Origin of the sequence: Paenibacillus agilis (assembly GCF_007786455.1) — a bacterium.
Lineage (GTDB): Bacteria > Bacillota > Bacilli > Paenibacillales > Paenibacillaceae > Paenibacillus_B > Paenibacillus_B agilis.
In genome coordinates this window covers 234,790-251,087 of record NZ_VNJK01000001.1, presented here as the reverse complement: position 1 = coordinate 251,087, position 16,298 = coordinate 234,790, and the positions used below count along the sequence as shown (strand labels likewise).

The 16,298-nt window shown below is 42.1% G+C and carries 16 protein-coding genes; 6 read left to right on the top strand and 10 right to left on the bottom strand.

Features of this window, described 5'->3' with window-relative positions; all coding sequences use genetic code 11:
- Positions 1 to 14 precede the first annotated feature (14 nt).
- From FPZ44_RS01045 to FPZ44_RS01010, 8 genes are all read right to left on the bottom strand, one after another.
- Positions 15 to 806 carry a phage protein gene (locus tag FPZ44_RS01045; RefSeq protein WP_144986586.1) on the bottom strand — a complete coding sequence of 264 codons (792 nt, stop codon included), beginning with the start codon at positions 804 to 806 and terminating at the stop codon, positions 15 to 17.
- On the bottom strand, positions 790 to 1,110 hold the full coding sequence (locus FPZ44_RS01040; RefSeq protein WP_028593341.1) for a phage baseplate plug family protein: 321 nt from the start codon (positions 1,108 to 1,110) through the stop codon (positions 790 to 792). The genes FPZ44_RS01045 and FPZ44_RS01040 overlap by 17 nt, the downstream gene beginning before the upstream one ends.
- A 52-nt stretch (positions 1,111 to 1,162) precedes the next feature.
- Positions 1,163 to 1,972: a LysM peptidoglycan-binding domain-containing protein gene (locus tag FPZ44_RS01035; RefSeq protein ID WP_144986584.1), complete on the bottom strand. Its 810-nt coding sequence runs from the start codon at positions 1,970 to 1,972 to the stop codon at positions 1,163 to 1,165.
- Positions 1,968 to 4,505 carry a phage tail tape measure protein gene (locus tag FPZ44_RS01030; protein WP_144986582.1) on the bottom strand — a complete coding sequence of 846 codons (2,538 nt, stop codon included), beginning with the start codon at positions 4,503 to 4,505 and terminating at the stop codon, positions 1,968 to 1,970. Before FPZ44_RS01030 ends, FPZ44_RS01035 begins: the two co-directional genes overlap by 5 nt.
- A gap of 160 nt (positions 4,506 to 4,665) precedes the next feature.
- The gene (locus FPZ44_RS01025; protein WP_144986580.1) at positions 4,666 to 4,950 is read right to left on the bottom strand and encodes a hypothetical protein; all 285 of its coding nucleotides are present in this window, start codon (positions 4,948 to 4,950) and stop codon (positions 4,666 to 4,668) included.
- Between the two features lie 32 nt (positions 4,951 to 4,982).
- Complete coding sequence (locus FPZ44_RS01020) at positions 4,983 to 5,387, bottom strand: phage structural protein (RefSeq protein ID WP_144986578.1); 405 nt, start codon at positions 5,385 to 5,387, stop codon at positions 4,983 to 4,985.
- Positions 5,388 to 5,512: 125 nt separating this feature from the next.
- The gene (locus FPZ44_RS01015) at positions 5,513 to 6,511 is read right to left on the bottom strand and encodes a DUF3383 family protein (RefSeq protein ID WP_144986576.1); all 999 of its coding nucleotides are present in this window, start codon (positions 6,509 to 6,511) and stop codon (positions 5,513 to 5,515) included.
- A 7-nt stretch (positions 6,512 to 6,518) separates the two neighbouring features.
- Complete coding sequence (locus FPZ44_RS01010) at positions 6,519 to 6,968, bottom strand: phage neck terminator protein (protein WP_418789158.1); 450 nt, start codon at positions 6,966 to 6,968, stop codon at positions 6,519 to 6,521.
- Between the two features lie 543 nt (positions 6,969 to 7,511).
- Between FPZ44_RS01010 and FPZ44_RS01005 the strand changes: the two genes are divergently transcribed.
- Positions 7,512 to 8,000, top strand: coding sequence for a hypothetical protein (locus FPZ44_RS01005; RefSeq protein WP_144986571.1), 489 nt, complete (start codon positions 7,512 to 7,514; stop codon positions 7,998 to 8,000).
- Here FPZ44_RS01005 and FPZ44_RS01000 read toward each other — a convergent pair.
- The gene (locus FPZ44_RS01000) at positions 7,948 to 8,712 is read right to left on the bottom strand and encodes a phosphodiester glycosidase family protein (protein WP_144986569.1); all 765 of its coding nucleotides are present in this window, start codon (positions 8,710 to 8,712) and stop codon (positions 7,948 to 7,950) included. The two genes, FPZ44_RS01005 and FPZ44_RS01000, sit on opposite strands and share 53 nt — an antisense overlap.
- Before the next feature lie 564 nt (positions 8,713 to 9,276).
- Between FPZ44_RS01000 and FPZ44_RS00995 the strand changes: the two genes are divergently transcribed.
- The 4 genes from FPZ44_RS00995 (at position 9,277) to FPZ44_RS00980 (ending at position 13,830) form a co-directional block, all read left to right on the top strand.
- Complete coding sequence (locus FPZ44_RS00995) at positions 9,277 to 9,759, top strand: ArpU family transcriptional regulator (protein WP_144986567.1); 483 nt, start codon at positions 9,277 to 9,279, stop codon at positions 9,757 to 9,759.
- Between the two features lie 252 nt (positions 9,760 to 10,011).
- Positions 10,012 to 10,884 (top strand): TetR/AcrR family transcriptional regulator, encoded by an 873-nt coding sequence (locus FPZ44_RS00990; RefSeq protein WP_186785867.1) that lies wholly within the window; start codon positions 10,012 to 10,014, stop codon positions 10,882 to 10,884.
- A gap of 13 nt (positions 10,885 to 10,897) precedes the next feature.
- On the top strand, positions 10,898 to 12,100 hold the full coding sequence (locus FPZ44_RS00985; protein ID WP_144986563.1) for an MFS transporter: 1,203 nt from the start codon (positions 10,898 to 10,900) through the stop codon (positions 12,098 to 12,100).
- Positions 12,101 to 12,729: 629 nt separating this feature from the next.
- The gene (locus FPZ44_RS00980) at positions 12,730 to 13,830 is read left to right on the top strand and encodes a cohesin domain-containing protein (RefSeq protein ID WP_186785866.1); all 1,101 of its coding nucleotides are present in this window, start codon (positions 12,730 to 12,732) and stop codon (positions 13,828 to 13,830) included.
- 197 nt (positions 13,831 to 14,027) lie between these two features.
- Here FPZ44_RS00980 and FPZ44_RS00975 read toward each other — a convergent pair whose 3' ends face one another.
- The gene (locus FPZ44_RS00975; protein WP_261378160.1) at positions 14,028 to 14,720 is read right to left on the bottom strand and encodes a LysE family translocator; all 693 of its coding nucleotides are present in this window, start codon (positions 14,718 to 14,720) and stop codon (positions 14,028 to 14,030) included.
- Between the two features lie 304 nt (positions 14,721 to 15,024).
- On the opposite strand from FPZ44_RS00975, the gene FPZ44_RS00970 reads away from it, so the two are divergent.
- A complete protein-coding gene (locus tag FPZ44_RS00970; RefSeq protein WP_144986559.1) occupies positions 15,025 to 16,296 on the top strand; it encodes a beta-propeller fold lactonase family protein in 1,272 nt (423 codons plus the stop codon).
- Positions 16,297 to 16,298 lie beyond the last annotated feature (2 nt).

Sequence of the window (16,298 nt, the reverse complement as noted above, 5' to 3'; positions counted from 1 at the left end):
CCTCTCGTTTTCACTCATGTCACCAAATCAACCTCCGTCACGAACTGGTCATTCGAAGCTTGATGCATGCCCTGTTTCACTTCATAAATGCCCTTGTAATCTTCACTTTCCAGTTTCACTTTTACACCTGCACGAAGACGGTGATTTAGTAGGGAGGTAATTTTGATCCCTTTCTTTTTATCTCCATCTTCAAAGCGCTCGGGACTGCCAATCAAGCCTGTATCTGGTGCAATAAGAATTGGTGCTTCTGCTTTCTTCTTGCCAGATGCCTTGAAATGCAATTTTCCCTGACTGGAGTAAGTTGTTGATCCACAAGCTGCAGCAACTCGACGTATCGACTCCATTACATCGCCATTAGCGACAAATCCTTTGGCAAACGTATAATCCTCACTAAGTACCATTTGACCACGAAGAATCTGATCTTTATCCATTAGATCCTGCAAAATCACACTAGCCCTCGTTCCAGGGCGATATGTCTGCTTAACTGGTTGTTTCTTACGTTTTACAACATCTTTCACTTGTAGCGTTGTAAGCCGATCGGTCTGCTCACGAGTTGTTCGAATTTCTACAATTGTCCCCTGCAAAATCGTACCTATATCGTTGCCATAACCCGCACGCACAACGACAGGCATCTCATTGCGAAAACTCGAAATCGTCTGCTTCGTTAAATTGTAAATTTCAATCGTCGATTCGTTTGGCTCAGCATCATCATCGAATTCTGCTCTTACTCGGATCGTCAAATCTTCACTTTTAAACCCTTTCCCGCCAATAACGACCTCCAACTGTCGTTTATACAATAACTGCATGTTCATCCCCCACATTCAGGAATACAGAGTTGCCGAGTGTCTCCCAACTCACCAATTCCTCTGGATTGCTGCCATACGGCACGATACTTTCCAATGGGAAGTCAGTTGTTTCCATACTTTCAAACAAAGGCACTCCCCACACGAGCTTAACGCCCAATGCAAGAGGAGTGCCTCCTTGTGAAATATCCATAGTAAAATAATCATGTTTATTGTTATAACGCACGTCGAATGTGTACGTTCTCGTACCCATATCCATATCGAAAGAGTAGGGAACACGCTCTTTTTCAATCGTCAATATTGCCATATTGAACCTCCTCTCTTGCGTGTGTACATAAAAGGATGACTGTGCATTCGCATTATGCGATGCCTAGAATCATCCCCGGTTGCAACGCTCGATTCGATGACAAATGTTTATTACGAGACTTAAGTACAACAGGCGATAGCCCATACATGGCCGCAACCGTGCCCCAGTTTTCACCGGGCTTCACCTCATGCGTAAGCACACCCACGAATGATGGATGTGGTCCCTTATACTTGTTCGTGTCAGGCTTAGGCTCAGCAGGACCTATCGTGAGCACCATGCCTTCCTCCACTTGCTTGTACTTCTTGTCCCATTCTTGAAGCTGGACATAAGGCTTATTCCACTCTCGCAATTGATGCGGCTTAAAACCATAGTTATCCGCAATCGTTTCCCATGTCTGCCCACGCCGTACAAGATGGCTAAAAGGATAATGCTGATAAGTGATTTGCTTACTGCCCCCATCACCTTTTTTTTGCGTAGGAGAGGGCTTATTCCCTTTCTTGATGCGCTGCTTAGTTGCCACATGGATCTGTTTCAACGTCAAAGAGAAACTCATTCCATTGCTAATCGAGTTGTCATGGGAAGTACTAAATCCCGTTATAATGCAGTTGGTCAACATCGTCCTACCAAAATACTGCAGCAGCTGACCTTTCTCCATCGCCTTGACGATCTGATAGCGTGATTGTGGTGCCTGCTCACCCAGGAGCAGACCCTGTAGATTCAAGGTTACGCCTTCTCGTTGAATATGGTCGGTAATCGTACCGCCCTTTTCTACATTATGAGTACTTACTTGAACCGAATAAGACGGCTCCTCCGATGTAACGAAAAGGGATACGCCGCCTAGTTTACTCCATTGCTGTTTAATAAGACATCGCCCCTCCCTTTCCTTGAATCGGCGGTGCTGGTGGTTTCGGTTTCGGCATTTTATCTAGTATATGTCGTTCAAAGGAACGGAACGAAGCATCATACTGCTCTCTTGCAATCCGCTTAATTTCCTCGATCATTTTCTGATCCACCAAGCCAGTAACATTGAGATTCATAACGACATTGCTGTTCGTGTTAATATCCATTGTTCCACTTCCCGCTCCGATCGGTGCAGGAGTTGGAGCTGCCGGTACCGCTGATGGAACTACAGAAGTAGGAGCAACTGTATTTGGTCTAAATGAAGTCGTTGTCGTCGAAGATGCTGCCTCAACTGTCTTTTGAATCGTTTCCGGTGGTTTTGGCTGTGGCTTAGGTGGTTCTGGCTCCTTCTTTTCTTTATCCTCACCAAATAACCATTTATCAGCAGCCCATAATCCTGCATCAAGCGCCATTCCGCCTAAAAATCCAACCGGATTCAAGCGTAAAACACGGGTGGCTTTACTAACTGTTCGAGCACCGTCAAGAAGACGTTTCCCCCAGCTTGCCTTTTTAGCCGTTGAAGCAGTCTCAGCCGCAGCTTTAGCCTGCGCAGATGCCGTAGAGGCTGTTTGCGCGGCCTGTGTGGCAGCTGTTTGAGTCGTCTGTGTGGTCACACTCTGGACAGTCTGCACCGCATCAGCCACCTGTGCTGCCGTGGAAGCTGCATTGACAACTTCTGATACAGGAGAAGATTCCCCCGAAGAACCTGTAAAGAAATTAGATAAAGAATAACCAGCTACACCACCTGTTACCAACCCTGTAATAACCCCTGCCTTCCCTTTCGGCTTCCCAACAGGTCCTTTACTAGAATCACTAGTCGCTTCACTCAACGGTGATGGTGCTTGTTGTTTTAATTGCTTATTATGCTCTGCTCGCGATTGTCTAGCTTCCTTACTAGATCGCGGAGGAAAGCTACTTCCTGTTTCTTTCAAAGGTTGTTTTTTCTTAAAATCAAAAAATGAGGTAAATCTATTTTTTTTCTTATTACCGTATGTTTCCGTTCTTTTAGGAGTAGTAGATGCTGAGCCTGAATCAGAATCTTTTTTGCAACAGCAGCTTTGCGCTAGCTCGCTTGGCTTTGTATCTTTTTTTGAAACAAAACTTTTCACTTTTTTTATTTTATCCAGATTAAATAATGCAACAGTAATGGCTGCAATAAGAAACTGTGTGACTCCAGATAATGAAGCAAACCCTGCAGAGACTCCTGCGATTGCACTATATAAATCAGGAAATGTAGAACGTAAAGAATCCATCATTACATTTTGAGTATTCGCAATACTATTTAAGCCTACGGTATCTTTAGATATTGCTGTTGCCTCTGCATGTGTACTACTATTCTTTTGAGCTTCGCTGATTTTGCTCGATTGACTTGTAAGATTATTACTCTGTTCAATAAACCGAACCGTTCCCCAAGGATCCTCTGAATTAATATTCTCTTTTACAAAGGCAGCTTTTTCATTCAGCGTAAGCCCCTTCATATGCTCTCTCAATACCGGTAGTACCGTTGTTAAGTCGTTGAGATTATTATTTGAATCCTTTAAAGTAACGCCACTATTATTAAATAACTCATTAATTTGATCCGTTGGTTGCTTCAAACTCGACATAACGTTAGTGAATGCACTACTCGCTCGCTCACCTTTAATATTTTGAGCATGTAAGAGCATCATCGATGCAGCCGCTTCCTCCGCTGCCACACCCGCATCGTTTGCTGGCTTTGCTATAGATATGAGTTCATTTGCTGTTTCATTAAGTGTGGTTCCCATTTCTTTCTTCGCAACTATCAACATATCATTGAACTTTGCAGCATCTAAAGCGTTCGCACTAAAAGCCTTCAGTAAATCATGGTTAATGGTCGTTGCCTGCCCCAAATCAACATTTTGAGATACAGATAGATTATTAGCAGCTGGGGACATAGACATAATCTCATCCGCAGATCTACCATATTCAGCAAGCTGAATTTGAGACTGTGTAACTGAATTTTTAGAGTGCGGGAGCCTTTCACTCTCATTTAATGCTAAATGACGCAGCTTAGTAAACTGTTCATTATCTTTAACGATTTGATTAAGTTTATTATCGTATGTTGCAGAAATTTGATGATTGGGAAATAAGGAAAATATATTCCAACTAGCATCGGGTTTTGTAATACTAAGTTTGGTGTCAACTTTAGGCTCCATTTTCTTATACTCTTTAGGAGCTGGTTTTATCGTGGGATTTGATGGTCCCTTTCCCTGAACTTGAACATGAATTACCTTTTCTCTAATAATTTCTCTAAGAATAATTTGATTATTAGTCCCTACACTGGATCGCTGGCTGAGTGAGAAATCTACTGCTACTTTAGCCAGAGTATTTAATGTTTGCTTTGTTGTAGCCTTTAACTGATCAATCTGATCTTCAATCGACCTTATTAAGTTATTGCCTACGTTTGAAAGTCCATCTATCTTTTTATTCAATATTCTAAGCTCTTGCTGCGTTTGTTTTTGCAATTTTACATCCATTTATACCCCTCCTTTCCCCAACATCCATTCGAGCGCGGCGGCCGCTTCGCATAGTTCCTCAATCGTCATGCCGCTCGCCTGCTCATAGGAAATGCCGCCCCGACTGCCGATGACGACTTGCCATAGCAGTTGACGGAGCGGATTATCGGAGATGGCTCGTTTATACGTCGGATGCTGCGGATTCCAAGGGTGTTTCGACCAGCCCCAGGAAGCGTGCGCATTCCAACCACAGCGGTGTCATCAGATCAACCTTGTCCTCAAGGCCGTCCCAAGACAAACGCGGAGATACAATCACATGATTCAGGAAAAAGTCCATCGAGGACTCCAGCTTCCAGCCTCCATCAGGCTTCAATGCTGTGTCATAAAGACGCATCAGGGCGCGAGCGCCCGGATGCTGAAGTACATACTCTTCTTCTTGAACCGTAATTGTCTTTTGTTTACTCATCGTTCCATGCTCCTCTCGTTAGTGAAAAATAATTAAGATACGATATGTGTGTAATCCAGCACTTGAATTTCGAATTCGCGATCTTCCAACTCTGCCGCAAATGCAGCCGCAGGCAATTTCTTAATAACTGCTTTCGTACCGCCAATGCGCTCACGTGGTTGATTGTGAGATACAACCCAGATCGTGAACACTTTTTTGTCGCGAGCTAGACGCGTGAGCATGCCGATTTGCGGAGAAGTAGACATCAAAGTCAGCTTCACGGAACCGAGCGGATTGTTTTTATGAGCCAAAGCTACCTCACCGCGCGCACCAACATGCGCAACAGCCTGCTCTTCGTCTTTTTCACAAGAAACGAACGTATTTTCACCAAAGCCTGTAATATAAGTACCATTAATAATGACGTTTACCGATTTCGCATCATAGAATCCAATAGACATGTATTAGCACCATCCTTTTTTCCTTTTAGTAAGTAATAGAGTTGTAGCTTTATGTTGAAAATGAATGTTATTTGACGTACTAACCAGCGTTCAGGCTGTATGCCAGTACGTCTCCGTGAAATCCATTAGAAGCGGATTACGCCGCTAACGCGAACTTGATGCACCGCTCCTGCCACCTCGAACCAGAACGAACCGCCCTTGTATTCACGGCTTGCACGATCCAATGGGTCTACTTCATCACGAAGCAAGAACTTCGTACCGAAGAGCGCTTCGCCACTCTCATCTGCTGCGATAATTCCCATATCGAACGCTTCGAACAGTACGTTGACAACTGTGCTTTCAATTTGAGCAATCCCACTGTTTGTATAAGGAACCTTATCAGATTCATTCAACAGCTTCTGAATTTGCTCTTCCATACGAGCACGCACATAGTCACGCGCCATAATGACGTCGATGTACTCACCGGATACAGTTTTACCTTCAGATGTACGCGGTTGGCCTTGTTTGTTCACATACGTAATCGCACCACCAAGATGAATATCAAGCAACTCATTGCTTGTCATCTTCAATGGAGCAATACCTTCGCACTGTTTGAACTTCCAAGTTACAGAACCAACGTCAGCAGACCCTACTGCGCCAACTAGCGCCGCATCTGGATAAGCCGCAGCATCTGTATGGTAGAACACAACGGTACGAGTGTAGCCCGCTGCCTTCAATGCTTGAAGCTTCGCCTTGTCTGCAATGCGTGTTACGAAGAGACGATAGTCTTCTTTCTCTAGTTCCTTCGCCAACGCTTCTACAGTTGTAGCATCATTATCTGTGGACAGGAGGTAGTACCAACCACTATCCAAAAGGGTACGCAAACGAGCAACCGCATCTTCTAACTCATCGCGAGCTGCGATTGCGACTTGTGTAGGCGCATTTTCACCTTGATCGAACAACACTTTTGCCATCGCATATTCTGGTGTTATGTCTGCATAGTCAGCTTTTACAGCATCGAGATGCGCGTATTCTTTATAAGCAGCACCACCAGCTTTTTTACCGAGAATCAAAGGTGTTGCGAAGGAAAAGCGTCCTGTCGGCTTTTGCAGGTCAATCGTAATTTGCACGTCTTGTAATGTCATGTTTCAGTCACTCCTTCATTTGAATGTTGATTTTTTCAATTTTTTCAGAGTTGGCTTGCTGCCAACTGTCTTTCATGCGGAGTCTTACCGTCAGCGTTAAACTCGGAATCGGCTCCTTCTTCCATTCAGGGGGCATCATCTTGACGATCGTAGTTGGCACAAGCTTCGCTTGCTCCTCCCCTTCAGACCAGAGCCACCTCATCAACTCTCTGCAGCGCTGCATCAGGTCCAAACGATCTTGTCCAATAAGCAGCAACTGCCATTCCATCTCAACAACCTTTTCTACCGTCACCTTTGTCCGATCCATATGCGGCGTCATATCCTCATAAGGCTTCGGTACTTCATAAGCGATGCATGGCGTTGGGCTGTCCGGCTTCACTTGGGTAACATCCAGCAGAGGCAGCTGCAAAGCCAGTGCCATTGGTTCCAGCAACTTCTGAACGATGTCCCGATACACAATCAAGCTCATCCCTCCTTCTGGTTGAAAATCGAACAGGCAGATATCGATAACAGGATTAGACTTGCTACGAGCTTCCATCGCTCTTGAAAAGCTCGTCTGTCCCCTTTCGACTCACGATGTCCACGTTAATAGTTTAAAACACCGAACATATGTTTGGTTTATTGATTTTTAAATTGTTTTTTATTCATTTTTGATTGTTTTTTGAAGTGATTTTGAATACATAAAGTAAAGCAGAAGAGTTACTTATTCTATTGCATGCGCTACGTTCTAGAGTTAATAAGCTAAATGACATTAAGCACATTTCAGAAAAGCAACTTTACCTATATTTGGGGGTATAATGTGATATACGGAACAAATAAAGTTACTTCTCATAATGCATAGGCATGTTGAACAACTTATTTCAGAATAAAATCTATACGCTACATTAATCCTCAAACTCTTGAAAATTAACGCTTATGCTCTTCAAAAAATAAGGGAAGGCAACGTGACTTAGTCATCCTTTATCACGAACTTTTAATAGGAATTATTAGGAGGTATGATATGAAAAAGTGGATACTAACCGTTTTGCTTACCAGTTTAATAGTTGTTAGCGGTTGTGGAGCAGTGCAGAATCAAAAGACAGAAGGAGGAAACCAACAAACTGTTGCGGAACAAGAAAAGAACCAGGAAACTGAACAGCCTAAAGTTAATCTTGAAGACATTGTCTATACTCCTATCGATGAAAGCAAATACGAAGGTATGGAATTAGAGATGATTAAACTCGTCAACTTACATGCCAAATACGTGAATGAGCGCGATCACAATAACTTTAAACAAATTCGCCAATCTCCAGACGTAAATCTCCCAAATTATAAGGTAATGAATTTCGAAATACTTGAATTCAGTAATATGAAAAAAACACAAGGATACGTCAGCGTAAATATGACATATGTTGGATTTGAATCGAAAGTTGTAGAATCAGGTATTAGAAACTTCTTTATAGCCCAGAACAAAGAAACAAAAAAGTGGTTTGTAAAAGATGTGGATTAACTCGAATCATCTTAAATACAGTTCTATTATCATTCTCTGGATCAAACGCCCCCGTTGTTTGTCCACTATATCGCATTTGCGAAGAGCCTCCTCCGTCTAAATATACTGCCATGGCGCATCCTTTATTTTTCATAAATTGACGCATTCCCCAAGGAGTCTCATTCTGAAAAACAACTAACACAACTTTATTTATTGTGTAACTATATCCAATAGCTGTACGTGCTCGTAGTCCAGGTGATGAATAAGTACTACCACTTTTATTAATTACATTATTAATTCCTGATGCCTGTTCATTAACATCTAAACGACGGTAAAATTCTTGCTCTGTGATATTCTCGTTGACATATAGATTAAGTCCACCAATTGCAAACAGTTTCATATTTGGGGAGATCGGAAAATCCTCTACTTTTTTCACATTCGCTACATCATGTACACGGTTTCCAGAACGTAAATCGCGATAACAGTAGAACGTTCCACGCTGCTTCTGACCATATGCATTGAATGTCGCATTCCCACCTACGCCAGTATCATTGTTCACAGCAATTCCCAAAAAATCATTTGATGAGTTAAAAAACGTACCATTTACACCATAGTTGTTTGAGTTCAATACACTGCCGCCGATTTTTACGACGGAAATTGATTCAGAATCAGCTTCAATTACACGTACATCTCGTCCATTATGAGTTGTTTTCGAATACTTTGCTGTTGTCATTTGTTCAACATCCTTTCACCAATTAGAGTTTTTTAACAATACAATAACTTTCAATACTATTATTAAATTAAATTTAAATTGTCTAGTACTCCTCCCTTCTACGGCTTTATTGGATTACTGTAAGTCTCAATTCTAGAGTTAATGCAATAATTACCTGCGACTCACAATGTCCACACTACAAGTATAAATATGGAAACACATGTTCTCTTTATTCGTTTTTGATTCATTATTCATCGTTTTTTATTATTTTTTAATAGCTTCAAAAGCTTGATATCCATGGATGGAAAGCTTCATCTATATGGAGCAAACATTGAGCAGAAGTGAAGGAGATACCATTTCTATCAGCTATAAATACTCCTTAATGAGTTATCGATAAACAAATTATCTTAACTAGGAGAGGATTCTGAAAACGAACATCTTACGAATGGAGTCCGAAAAATGATTATAAAAATAAACAAAAACACAAAAATAAGAACACGCGTTCTTGTTTTTGTGTTATAATAGTTATACCTGCCCACGGTGTTCCATAATCAGAACGGATATTTGAAGGAGGATTTTACGCGGATGATGAAATGGGATATCCCCTCTCTTGAAGCATGGGACAAGCTCGGAACGAAGGATAAGAAAATGATGATGGAGAACGTATTTAGCAAATATAGAATGTGCAAAGTGATGAAATTTGCCGTTCGTGAAACGAAAATTACTGCTCAATACGAAGCAAGAGCCCACGGTGCGACCAACCGCGTTGGGGACCCAACAGCTGCTGTAGCTGTATATAACATAGATAAGACGAATGAGTGCCTTGCATTTTGCACATTAATTGAGACGATCGTTGCAGAACTAGAGCCAGATGAGCAATTGCTCATCCGAGAACGGTATATGAAAGCTGCCAAGGTAACCGATATGAAGGTGTACAGCTTTGTGTATGATCCTCCCATTACCGCAGTTGCTTATGGGCAAATTCGCAAGCGTGCTTTCGAGAAGCTTGTCTACGCCTTTCAGTATGTATTTCCTCCTCAAGGAACGATTCAGCAGCTTATTAATTAACTTTATTCATCAACGATACGAAGCATTGCGCACTATTATAACGAGCCGTTCAAGTTCCGATGGATCGAGCATTTTCCGACCCGTTGGAACTTTATTTTTTCATGTAAAATAATCGATTTCCACGCTCTTGAGCTCCAATGATCTACCATTTGACAAGACGAATTAGATTCTATACAATGAGTCTCGACCATATAGTCATTTAGAGAACTTTATAGTCAGATTGGAGGATGAATCAAAGTGGTGGTCGATGCAATGGCAGATAAGAAATGCACCATTATCAAAACTGCAATGAAACTATTCGCTCACAAAGGCTACCGCAATACGACGATGCAAGAAATTGCAGAAACTTGTCAAATTGCGAAAGGAAGCTTGTATTCTCATTTCAAATCAAAGGAAGATTTGTTATACAGCATATTTCAGACATTCTGCCAGTCTCATTTGAACATGCTTTTGCAATCCGATCAAGATTGTTTCCCTTCTGAAAAAGAACGCTTTATTCATCAGTTGGAGCTGCACATGAACTACAGTGTTGAATATAGAGAAATTCTCATTTTCCAATTCAAAGAAAGTTCTGACGTTATAAATGATGATCTCGTCGCTTACCTCAAAGGTTTTCAATCCGAATTCCTGAGCTGGATAGAGAAGCGACTCATCCAAATATACGGTCCTGACTTTAAACCCTATGCTTTTGACACCACGTTTACCCTGTGTGGCATGATTCATATTTTCACAAACTACTTATTATTCGAGAAAAGCACACTAGATATCTCTCACATCAGTCACTATCTCATTCGACATTTGGACTATATGGCAGAAAAGCTTATGCAAGAGCAGCCTGAACCACTTGGGATAAAATTGTTATTGGAAGAATTTCAAGTTACATGCCCCACAGAAGAAGCAGTACATCCATTACAAATTACAAAACGTATGGCTGATACTATTGCAGATTGCCAAGCGGAAGAAGATCTCAAGATCGAAGCCAAGCAATCTTTAACTCTTATCGAAAAAGAACTGACTGAAATTCAACCACGCCGCTTCCTTATTAAAGGAATGCTGCACAATTTGCGAAGCATCCCTCAGTTGGATATTCATATATGCCAGCTAAGCTCAAAATTAAAATTATAAGGAGAAACAACACGTGAACGAAAAGAAAACAACAAATGGCCCATTGTTCATTTTGATGATCAATATGTTCATCGCCATGGTTGGTATGGGTATGATTATTCCGCTTATGCCAATGTTTATTACGGAATTCGGAGCTACCGGCAAAGATATGGGTTATCTTATGGCCGCTTTTGGACTTACTCAGTTCATTTTCTCCCCACTCGGCGGAGATTGGTCAGATAAATATGGCCGTAAAAAAATGATTGTTATCGGTATGGCATTTTTCACGATTTCACAAGTTCTGTTCGCAGTAACAACGGATCTATGGGTACTTTATCTGTCTCGTCTACTCGGTGGAGCCGGTGTAGGTCTGATGTCACCGCCAATGACAGCATTTATCGCTGACGTAACAACAGAAGATCAACGTGCAAAAGGTCTTGGATGGCTGGGGGCAGCGATGTCGCTAGGTATTGTTATCGGTCCCGGTATTGGTGGGTATCTTGCTGACTTCGGGATGCGTGTACCGTTCTATACGGCTGCAGCATTAGCTGGATTATCTACGCTTATTTCGATTGCGATATTGCCAGAGACATTAACACAAGAAGCAAAAATAGCCGCTCTGGCAACGAAACAAAAGCGCGAGAATATAGTTGGTCTCATCATTAATTCATTCAAAGCGCCTTACTTTGTTCTGTTACTGCTCGTGTTCGTTTTAACATTTGGCCTTATGAACTTCGAAACAGTATTCGGACTATTTGTTGACGTGAAGCATGGATTCACACCACAAGATATCTCACTTATCTTTACATTCGGAGCACTGGCAGGGGTTATTATTCAAGCCGTTGTATTCGGGAAACTCGTTGAAAAATTCGGAGAACAACGCGTAATCCATGGCTCCTTGATGCTTGCTGCGATTTGTATGTTTAGCATGACTTTTGTTGGTCAATACGCGGTGATCTTCACAACAACATTATTATTCTTTATCGCCACTTCCCTTATCCGCCCGGCAGCTAATACGCTGCTATCGAAGATGGCTGGAAATGAACAAGGCTACGTAGCTGGATTGAATAACGCATTTATGAGTCTTGGCAATATTATTGGACCATCTATTGCAGGTATTCTGTTCGACGTGAATATGAGCTATCCATACTGGCTCGGAGGCGTTGTTCTTATTGTTGGCTCTCTTATGCTTGCAGGCTGGCAGCGCAGCAGAGCACAGTTCGCTAAAGTGGGCTAATTTATAGTAATTTCAACTCAGAGAACCCCTATTTTCGATCATGAAAATAGGGGTTCTTTTTTAATTACAAGCATTTTTCGCCTTATGACTAGTTGCTAATAACTAATAACTAATCGAGAATATGCGGAAATCACATCAAATCGCTTTTACTTTTAGCTGCATTGCGCTACAAACTTCCTCTAACGAACGCCATTGAGGCTATTTGCGCGAAAATGCCCGTTCTAGAGTTATAACGGTTGAATGATCGCCTAATGTAGTCATATTCGCGAGTGAAATCATCTCAGCTATGAAATTAGCTCATTGACATCCGTTACATTTCAAAATACACAGCTATATACTAAATAGCCTCTGTGACACCCTTTACGCTCATTCGTGCTGGACATTCCTATCCATGCCAATTTTATCGGTGATGAAAACAGAAAGTATGTTGGTCCGTCATCTATCCACTTTAAAGCACACGTGGCAGGATTCTATTACGATCTTATTAAAGTGTGCGTTGGTCTCCTAAAAAATATTTATATTTTTCTTCCATAAAATGCTTAAATACATAATTATGTTTAGCATCTTTAAATTAAATTCATTACAATGACTCAAGTGCGCACAACTATATACATATTATGGAGGTACATATGCGTAAAAAATTTATGCCTAGCTTTATACTGGCACTCGTATTTAGTTTAGTATTTTCTATCATGCCAACATTTGGTGCAGCAAAAGTAGGAACTGACATGTGGAATCCCGAACAGGGATGGAAGCGGTATTCAAATACTTCACCTGAACTTTCTTACAGTCCATTTAGCTGGAATTATAGTCCTCAGTATTCTATGCACTATCACAGTTATCCAAGTTCCTCTGTAAAATTTAATATCGTAGGTACTTCTTTCCGAGTAATAAGTAAGGACATGTTTAGCTCATTAGCTGATGATATCTCAGTCATTATTGATGGAAAACATTACGGGAAGATGAACTTGCAAGTGATTGACCTTGATGGCCCTTATACGAATTCCAGCACACCACGTTTAGCTCACGAAGTAACGGGATTGTCATCAGGGGAGCATTCTGTTGAGCTTATTCATAATTCTTCATACGGGAAAAATTTTGTATTAGCAGCTATTGACGTGCCCCAGCAAGGCAGCTTGAAGCCGTACAACCCTAACATTTCCACACCGAAGCTTTCTGTAACTTCGGTAACGTATTCGGTATATTTAAACGAAACGTTTGATGTTCAGCTCAGATTGGACAACGTTAACAATATTTATGCAGAAGATTTCAGCATCGAATATGACAAGTCCCGCTTCCAATTCGTAAACGCAACGGCAGACAGCAAGCTAACGATTGTTCATCAAGAAAATACAGATACATTACGATTTATTACAGCAAGCAAAGGCCGCTACAACGGCATTAATGGCAGCAGCGTTCTTGTTAATTTGAAATTTAAAGCAATAGGTGTTGGCTCTGGTAAAGTAGATGCCATTAAGGCTAGGATTGCTGATAACGGCAAAACAGAAACTACGCTTGCACCAGAAAACATCGGTGAACGCTCGATACAAGTACTTCCTAGTACGGAATACAGCCTGAAGCATCTTGGTGAGGTCGCTTTCTTCTACAAAGAAGACAAAACCAACTTGTCGAACAGTTTGAGAAGCATATTAGGCGATCGCGGTCCAGTTGAAGAGGTTGATTTGATTCATATCGCGAAGACTGTGTTGGCTAATCCACAATATAAGTAATAGCATCCTATCGCGTAACAAAAAAAGCCCGTTCCCTGTTCCTTCACTCTTATCTCGTAGCAACTGCTACGAGAGTACGAGGGATTGGAATCTCGGTTGAACGGGCTCTTCTTAATTTTAAAAGAACGAATCCTAAAATATGAATACGATCCGATTCCCAGTTTTGTAGATTAAGAATCGGCTAGCTAAAAGCTCATTTATAAGAAAAATAAGTTGAAGCTAAGCAAAATATAAATCAGCATCTCGATAACTGCCAGTCGTATTTTCCAACTGCCCGATTGGTTCAATAGTCGACCACCCAAGCTGCTAGCAAGCACCGAAACAACTACAAATATAACGAACGCTTGTACCATAAACAATAAACCAAGCTGAAGCATCTGAAGCGGTACATAACCGTTTTCTTGGCGAACAAACTGTGGGAACAAAGCTAGAAAGAACAAGGAGAGCTTCGGATTCAGCATGCTCATAACAATCCCTTGGCGATACAGACCAACGCCTATATGCGCATTGGCAGATGACGCAACACCTTTGCCAACAGGAGGTGCTTCTGCTACCGATGATACTTCCGCAGTCGCAGCCACTTCGCCATCCGTTTTCATTTTCCGAATACCCATCCACACTTTCCATGCTAGGTATAGTAAATATACAGCCCCCAAGAGCTTAATAATGAAAAACGCCGCAGGCGAAGAAAGAATGACCGCAGATACTCCTGCCGATGCCAATCCGACATGCACGATTAATCCAGTACATAAACCAAGTGCAACCGTAATCCCGCTGCGCCAAGAACGGCTCATGCTCTGTGCCGCAACAAACAATATATCTGGACCTGGCATCAATGTCAGTGCAATGGCAACGGCCAGAAAGGACAACATTTGATTAAGTTCAACCACTTGTAAACTCCTCCTGAAAACATCCCATATATGTCACAATAGACATTAAATTGACTATATAGACAAGTGCCAATATAACACCATTACACTGACATGTAAAGCTTTATAGCGTTAACGCGTTTCATAGCGATTGTGAACAGCTACTTTCTGCATACCTTACCTTCACCCGTTTCTTATTCTTACTCACAGTCTCAACATCATCCCATGTTAGAGGAACCCAATCCTGCTTATGCTAGTCATCCACACATCCAAAGAAAGTTCAAATTCCATATGCTAGAAGTAACTATATGAAGTGGGTGAGCGTATGCCTATTTATGATTCCGGACCGATTGATAATAGCCAGACAGGAAGGGCTGCTTTTGCAGAGGTCAGCGCCGTTAACGCAGGACGGTTTGCTACAAACGTGAGTGTGCAGCTATACGAATTGCCTCCACTCGCATTCGGCACACAGACAAGCAATCCGTTTTTTACGAGCCTATTCTACCTTTATCCAAGAGGCAATCCCAACAACACACTTTCCTCTGGACCCGTTGCTTTAGACAGTACGTTTGGTGTACGAGTTATTAGCAGCGGAATTGGCGAAAATGATGTCGCTGTACATGTGACTCTTTATGATGCAGACAATCGTACTATTCGTACATTTAATGTCCCTGCCACCTCGCCTACCCCATTACTTGTTTACGGTGTAAATAACGGCTCGGATAACGTAAGTGTGATCGAAGCTGATACCGAGCAAGTAACTACCTTTATATCCACAACATCCACTGACCCTACGAGCGTGGCTCTAACTCCAGATGGAAGCAAGTTGTATGTAACCGTCCAAGGTACAAATTCTGTAGACGTATACGATACAGCTACTAATACGTTGATTACGAACATTCCTGTCGGACTTGGTCCAGTAGGTGTGTTCGTCCGGCCAGATGGCGCTCAAGCTTATGTAACGAATATTGACGACAACTCCGTCTCTGTCATAGACGTAGCAACAGATACTATAGTTGGTGCCCCCATCCTAACAGGCTCCATGCCATTCGCCGTCTCCTTTGTATTGTCGCAAGCAAAGGCATACGTCACCAACTCCAACGGAATGAGCGTAACGATTATTAATACCAATACGTTAGTACCAACAGGAACGATCCCGCTGCCTGCCAATCCTGTTGGCATTGCCACCACACCTAACGATCAAAAGACATACGTCTGTGTACAGCTCAACACCCTTGCCGTCATCGATACAGCAACAGACGCTTTGCTACCTGCCATCCCACTTCCCGTTGGGTCGGGTGTAGCTCAAGTTGCCATTACCCCCGATGGCTCACGCGCCTATGTCACCGCCAGCGTCGCGGGTATGCTGTTCATGGTCGACACCAAAGCAGATATCGAAGTTCCCTCCCAAGCAGTCGTGATCGGCATGGGCGCTCGAGGCGTCGCAATCACACCGGATGGCAAAAAAGCATTTGTAACTGCCACACTTGAAAATTATATTGCTGTTGTGGATCTGCAAACAAATACAAGACAGCAGCTCATTTCGACTGGAGTGCTGCCTTCAGAAATAGCGATTACTCCGAATTTATTATTTTAGCT

Bases quoted from the DNA above. Each gene is read 5' to 3' on its own strand.
- FPZ44_RS01045 (WP_144986586.1), bottom strand. From the start codon at position 806: ATGCAGTTATTGTATAAACGACAGTTGGAGGTCGTTATTGGCGGGAAA.
- FPZ44_RS01040 (WP_028593341.1), bottom strand. From the start codon at position 1,110: ATGGCAATATTGACGATTGAAAAAGAGCGTGTTCCCTACTCTTTCGAT.
- FPZ44_RS01030 (WP_144986582.1), bottom strand. From the start codon at position 4,505: ATGGATGTAAAATTGCAAAAACAAACGCAGCAAGAGCTTAGAATATTG.
- FPZ44_RS01025 (WP_144986580.1), bottom strand. From the start codon at position 4,950: ATGAGTAAACAAAAGACAATTACGGTTCAAGAAGAAGAGTATGTACTT.
- FPZ44_RS01020 (WP_144986578.1), bottom strand. From the start codon at position 5,387: ATGTCTATTGGATTCTATGATGCGAAATCGGTAAACGTCATTATTAAT.
- FPZ44_RS01015 (WP_144986576.1), bottom strand. From the start codon at position 6,511: ATGACATTACAAGACGTGCAAATTACGATTGACCTGCAAAAGCCGACA.
- FPZ44_RS01005 (WP_144986571.1), top strand. From the start codon at position 7,512: ATGAAAAAGTGGATACTAACCGTTTTGCTTACCAGTTTAATAGTTGTT.
- FPZ44_RS01000 (WP_144986569.1), bottom strand. From the start codon at position 8,712: ATGACAACAGCAAAGTATTCGAAAACAACTCATAATGGACGAGATGTA.
- FPZ44_RS00995 (WP_144986567.1), top strand. From the start codon at position 9,277: ATGATGAAATGGGATATCCCCTCTCTTGAAGCATGGGACAAGCTCGGA.
- FPZ44_RS00990 (WP_186785867.1), top strand. From the start codon at position 10,012: ATGGCAGATAAGAAATGCACCATTATCAAAACTGCAATGAAACTATTC.
- FPZ44_RS00980 (WP_186785866.1), top strand. From the start codon at position 12,730: ATGCGTAAAAAATTTATGCCTAGCTTTATACTGGCACTCGTATTTAGT.
- FPZ44_RS00970 (WP_144986559.1), top strand. From the start codon at position 15,025: ATGCCTATTTATGATTCCGGACCGATTGATAATAGCCAGACAGGAAGG.